Here is a 5,079-nt window from a genome sequence, read left to right as displayed (position 1 = left end):
AGATGCTCGGGCTTGAATTTACCGGTCTTGAGTTCAATCACGACATAGCAGCGCAATTTGAGGTGATAAAACAGCAGGTCAATAAAGAATTCGTCACCGCCTACATCCAGCAACACCTGCCGCCCCACAAAGGCAAAGCCTGCGCCTAATTCCAGCAAAAAGTGGGTAATGTGCTCGACTAGCGCCGATTCAATTTCGCGTTCGTCGGCTTCTTTGCCCACATCGAGAAAATCGAACAGATAGGGGTCTTTGAGCGATTCCCGCGCTAAATCACTACCCGGCGGGGGCAGGCGTTCGGCAAAGTTGGTAACCGCTTTGCCGGTGCGTTCAAGAAGTCGGGTTTCAATGTGGATATTCAGCACATTGCGCGACCAACCCTGTTCGATGGCGGCCTGGGCATAGGCCAGACGCTGTTCCGGTTGCTTCAGTCGGGTCAGCAAGACCAGATTGTGTCCCCAAGGCAATTGTCCAACAGCCTGTTGGACAATTTGCTCGTCTGGCCAGGCCTCGGCAAAGGCACGCATATACATGAGGTTGGCGCGGGAGAAGCCCTTCATCTCGGGAAAAGCGTTGCGCAAATCATGCGCCAGCCGCTCGATCACTTTCGCGCCCCAGCCTTGTGCGGCCTGCCGTGTCAGGATGTCTTGGCCAATTTGCCAGTACAGCAAAACCAGTTCGCGGTTGACGGCGAGCGTGGCGCGTTGTTGGGCGCGGTGAATGCGCGCTTTTAATTCGGCCAGCCAGTCGGCATAGCCTGCGGGCGGTTGTGTCAGTGCGATGGGGTGATCGTTCATGCCTCAATCTCGGCCACAATGGCATCTATCTCTTTGCGTAGCTGGTCGATTCTTGCCACGGTGGTTTTCAAATCGCTATTGAGCTCTGCAATATCCACCACCTCGCGGGTGTCGCGGGCTTCGACATAGCTGCTCACCGAGAGGTTGTAATCATTGGCGGCAACCTGCTCAAACGGTACGGAACGGGCAAAGTGCTCGACATTCGCCTTGCTGTCGAACACGGCCATGATCTCGTCGATGTGGGTATCCAGCAGCAGGTTGTTGTTGGTTTCTTTTTTGAACAGGCCACTGGCATCAATGAACTGGGTGGTGGTGTCTGTCTTGTGTTTGGAGAGCACCAGAATGGTCACGGCGATGGTGGTGCCATAAAACAGGTTGGGCGCGAGTGAGATGACGGTTTCGACGAAATTGTTATCCACCAGATATTGACGGATTTTCTGCTCGGCACCGCCCCGGTAAAAAATACCAGGAAAACAGACAATGGCCGCGCGGCCTTTGCCGGAAAGGTAACTGAGGGCGTGCAGCACAAAGGCAAAGTCGGCTTTGGATTTGGGGGCCAACACGCCCGCCGGGGCAAAGCGGTCGTCGTTGATGAGGGTGGGGTCGTCGCTGCCGATCCATTTTACGGAATAGGGCGGATTGGAGACGATGGCATCAAAGGGCTTGTCGCCGTCAAAATGGGGGGCTATGAGAGTGTCCCCCAACTGGATGTTGAATTTGTCGTAATTGATGTTGTGCAGGAACATATTCATCCGCGCCAGGTTGTAGGTGGTGTGGTTGAGTTCCTGCCCGTAAAACCCGTCTTCAATAATGTGCGCGTCAAAATGCTTTTTGGCTTGCAGTAGTAGGGAGCCGGAGCCGCAGGCGGGGTCGTAAATCTTGTTGACGCGGGTTTGCTTGTGCATGGCCAACTGGGCGATGAGTTTGGAAACATGTTGTGGTGTAAAAAACTCACCGCCCGATTTACCGGCATTGGCGGCGTAGTTGGAAATGAGAAATTCGTAGGCATCGCCAAACAGGTCGATGTGGTTACTTTCAAAGTCGCCGCTATGCGCATCACCAAAATCCAGACCGGCAACGCCTTTGAGCACGGCGGCCAGGCGGGTGTTTTTATCTTTGACGGTGTTGCCCAGACGATTGCTGGTGGTGTCGAAGTCGGCAAACAGACCTTTGATGTCGCGCTCGGAGGGATAACCGCTGGCAGAATTTTCGATAGCGGCAAAAATATCGGCCAAATCCGTATTCAGGCTTTCGTTGCTGTTGGCGCGGGTGGCCACATTGGCAAACAACTGGCTGGGGTAAATAAAATAGCCCTTGGTTTTAATGGCATCGTCTTTGATGTCCGGGGTGATGATGTTGTCCGGCAACTCGGCGTAGTGGATGCTGTCGTCATCGGCTTCGATATAAATAGCGAAGTTTTCGCTGATGAAGCGGTAAAACAGGGTGCCTAGCACGTATTGCTTGAAGTCCCAGCCATCGACTGCGCCGCGTACATCATTGGCAATCGCCCATATTTGCCGTTGCAGGGCGGCGCGTTGCTGGATGCTGGTCATTGGGTTTTTCCTGTTTGCGTTTTCTTCAACACCATTTTTGCCGCCATTGGTCCGGTAATGGGCTGGCCATCCATTCCCAACTGAATAAGCTGGTTTTCTCCTACCCGAAAGTACATGGGTTGTTGCATGCCTTCCAGCCGGATAGTTTGACCATTGATCCAGGTGAAGCTGTTACTGCGCGAAAAGGCCGAACCCGGACGGTCCATATAGTGGGTGCTCAGGGCATAGGTTTGGTCTTTGTGCAGCACCAGGGTTTCGCGCACTCCGGGACAATCGGCGCAGGGCAGGGTACCCACGTAGGTCCCGGCCCAGTCGAGGGCCGTCTGGCTGCTGTGCATGTCCGGCGCGGCGGCCTTGGTATCTGTTTTGGCTGCTGGCGCAGCGGGTTCAGCCACCTTGACGGGCAGCTTGGCGCAGGCACTCAGGGAAATGATGGCGAAGACAATAATGCTCAAACGGCCATTCCGGGTCATTGCTGGTCTTCCTCTTTGTAGATCAGTAAATTACGTCAGTGTAACAGGGCCGGCAGGCGCTCTCCAGACGCCAGCGCTGCGGTCGGCGTCTTCCTCCAGCATCAGCAACTGCAACGCGGGGAAGGCATGCTTCAATTCACCCGGACGCAGACGAAAATCCGGATTTCGTGGTCCGCGTCCGGCATAAAGCCCGGCCCAGGTTTCGTAGAACAGCAAACCGTGGGCTTTTAAGGCCTGCGCCAATATCGGGAAAAGCGGGCGGTGTAAAAAATGGGCAACCACGATCACGTCTAAACTGTCCGGCTCCGGTGGCTGCGCCAGCACATCCCGGCATTGGGCATGCAGAGGCAGGCCCGCTGCTGCCTGCTGGACAGCGGCAATGGCCGGGTCGGCGTAATCCCAGGCCCAGGTTTCCAGGCCCCGTCTGGCGAGGAACAAGGCATTAGCACCCCGACCACAGGCAAGATCCAGCGCCTTGCCCTGTGCGGGTAGCAAAGCTGCCTGCGCCTTGAGCAGGGGCAGAGGCGTTGCCGCCTGGGCGTCGCTCCCGGCGTAGCAGTTATTCCAGCGCGCCTGCCGATCTGCTGCGTCTTCAGACATGAAAAAGATCAGTGTTCATGACGAATACGCGGTAACAACTCACTGAGATTGCAGGGGCGATGCCGGTTATCCAGTTGCGGAATGATGATGGCTTCCATACCCAGGCGGACGCCTCCGGTAGAACCGGGCAGCAGAAAGACGATGGTGCCCGTACAAATGGCGGCTTCGGCCCGGGACTGAATGGTGCTGGTGCCAATTTCTTCATAGGACAACATGCGGAATAATTCACCAAAGCCCGGAATGGGTTTGCTGATCAGGGGTGCGAGGGCCTCCGGGGTTACGTCCCGCCCGGTGACCCCGGTGCCGCCGGTGGCGATGATGACGTCAATGGTCGGATCGCTTATCCAGCTTTGCATCTGCTGGCGAAGGGTTTCCGCCGTATCGGGCAGGATGCAGCGCGCCGCTATCTGGTGCCCAGCGGCCAGGGCCAGCTCCGCAATTTTGTCGCCGGATTTGTCGGTTTCCGGGGTGCGGGTATCGGAAACAGTGAGGATGGCAATGGCGAGAGGATTAAAGACTTTACTATCAGTTGCAGAATGCACATTACTCACAGCTGAATTTCCTTTACAGGCGACACGGAAGTCCAGTATAAAAGGCCTCGTCCCGTGCTCCAAATGTGCCGGCTGAGTACCCCTGACCGGGAACAGGCCAGACACTGGTGCCCTAACGCCCGCCTCTGATCTGGAGAACATCCATGGATGTATTTCCCCCAGCAGATCATCCCGTAACCGTCCATTCGGAAGAGCAAATTATTCCGGATCAGGTGAAGGGCTGGCAACATCTGACGGCGCCGAGACCCGCCGACTGGGTGCAGGCCGGGCAGCTTGCGGATGACTGGGATTTTGCCCAGGACATTCTCGACCCCGATGAACGCTCCTGGCTGCGGCGCGAAGAGAACCGGGTGTTTCTCACCTTGCAGTTTCCGGTGCGGGGCATCGTCGATGATTCCTGGACTTTGCGGCCATTGGGAATGGTTCTGCACCAGCAAAGCCTGACTACTTTGCTGGCCGAAGACCTGCCCTCGCTCTCGCCTTTTTTTGAGCAGATGGAGCATCTTTCCAGCCCTCCGGAAAGCATCGAGATACTTGCGGCGATTCTTAAAATACTGGCCCAGAGTTATGAAGACGCCCTGCATCAACTGAACATGGCCATCCATGAAAATGAACGGCAACTGGATTGGACGCAAAGTAATGGTGACTTTTTCACCTTGCTGGAAATCAGTAAAAGTCTGACCCGTTTTGAAGTGGCTCTGGTCGGCAACATTGCCACGGCCTTCAAGATTTCGCGTCTGGCAGAAATTCGCGATGATCTGCCAGCAACCCGACAGGTCGATACGGCCTTACTGGAGTTGCAGGTGGCCCATGAACGCGCCCGGGTGTATGCCGGAACCAGCACGTCGATGATGGATGCCTATGCCGGTATGGTCCAAAACAATATCAACCACGGGCTTAAGGTTGTGACCGTTCTGGCCATGATATTTTATGTACCGAGTATGCTGGCCACCCTGTATGGGGTAAACACGACCCTGCCCTTTCAGAAAACCCACTGGATTTTCTGGGTGATAGTGTGTTCGGGGCTGGGTATTTCCGGGGGATTGGCCGCATTTTTCAAGCGCAAGGGCTGGATATGATCGGGCAGGAGTCTATAAAGGAGAGGCAG

At 55.7% G+C, this 5,079-nt stretch carries 6 protein-coding genes; 1 reads left to right on the top strand and 5 read right to left on the bottom strand.

The window, feature by feature from the left end; all coding sequences use genetic code 11:
- From AC2VLY_RS09145 to moaB, 5 genes are all read right to left on the bottom strand, one after another.
- Window positions 1-794 (bottom strand): PDDEXK nuclease domain-containing protein (locus AC2VLY_RS09145; RefSeq protein WP_486922134.1); only part of this gene is annotated, 794 nt, incomplete at its 3' end.
- Window positions 791-2,347, bottom strand: coding sequence for a type I restriction-modification system subunit M (locus AC2VLY_RS09140; RefSeq protein ID WP_486922133.1), 1,557 nt, complete (start codon window positions 2,345-2,347; stop codon window positions 791-793). The genes AC2VLY_RS09145 and AC2VLY_RS09140, both read right to left, overlap by 4 nt.
- Window positions 2,344-2,820: a copper resistance protein NlpE gene (locus AC2VLY_RS09135; RefSeq protein ID WP_193650282.1), complete on the bottom strand. Its 477-nt coding sequence runs from the start codon at window positions 2,818-2,820 to the stop codon at window positions 2,344-2,346. The genes AC2VLY_RS09140 and AC2VLY_RS09135 overlap by 4 nt, the downstream gene beginning before the upstream one ends.
- A 30-nt stretch (window positions 2,821-2,850) precedes the next feature.
- Window positions 2,851-3,420 (bottom strand): class I SAM-dependent methyltransferase, encoded by a 570-nt coding sequence (locus AC2VLY_RS09130; RefSeq protein ID WP_300252981.1) that lies wholly within the window; start codon window positions 3,418-3,420, stop codon window positions 2,851-2,853.
- An 8-nt stretch (window positions 3,421-3,428) separates the two neighbouring features.
- Window positions 3,429-3,971 (bottom strand): molybdenum cofactor biosynthesis protein B, encoded by a 543-nt coding sequence (gene moaB / locus AC2VLY_RS09125; protein WP_193650280.1) that lies wholly within the window; start codon window positions 3,969-3,971, stop codon window positions 3,429-3,431.
- 143 nt (window positions 3,972-4,114) lie between these two features.
- Here moaB and AC2VLY_RS09120 point away from each other — a divergent pair, with 143 nt between their 5' ends.
- A complete protein-coding gene (locus AC2VLY_RS09120; protein ID WP_486892038.1) occupies window positions 4,115-5,050 on the top strand; it encodes a magnesium transporter CorA family protein in 936 nt (311 codons plus the stop codon).
- Window positions 5,051-5,079: the final 29 nt, after the last annotated feature.

It is taken from the genome of Acidithiobacillus sp. TH-A36 (assembly GCF_057473445.1).
Note: the sequence above shows the minus strand (reverse complement) of the source record. Positions and strands in the feature narration are given on the sequence as shown.

Coding starts and splice junctions, on each gene's coding strand:
- AC2VLY_RS09140 (WP_486922133.1), bottom strand. CDS start 2,347: ATGACCAGCATCCAGCAACGCGCCGCCCTGCAACGGCAAATATGGGCG.
- AC2VLY_RS09120 (WP_486892038.1), top strand. CDS start 4,115: ATGGATGTATTTCCCCCAGCAGATCATCCCGTAACCGTCCATTCGGAA.
- AC2VLY_RS09135 (WP_193650282.1), bottom strand. CDS start 2,820: ATGACCCGGAATGGCCGTTTGAGCATTATTGTCTTCGCCATCATTTCC.
- AC2VLY_RS09130 (WP_300252981.1), bottom strand. CDS start 3,420: ATGTCTGAAGACGCAGCAGATCGGCAGGCGCGCTGGAATAACTGCTAC.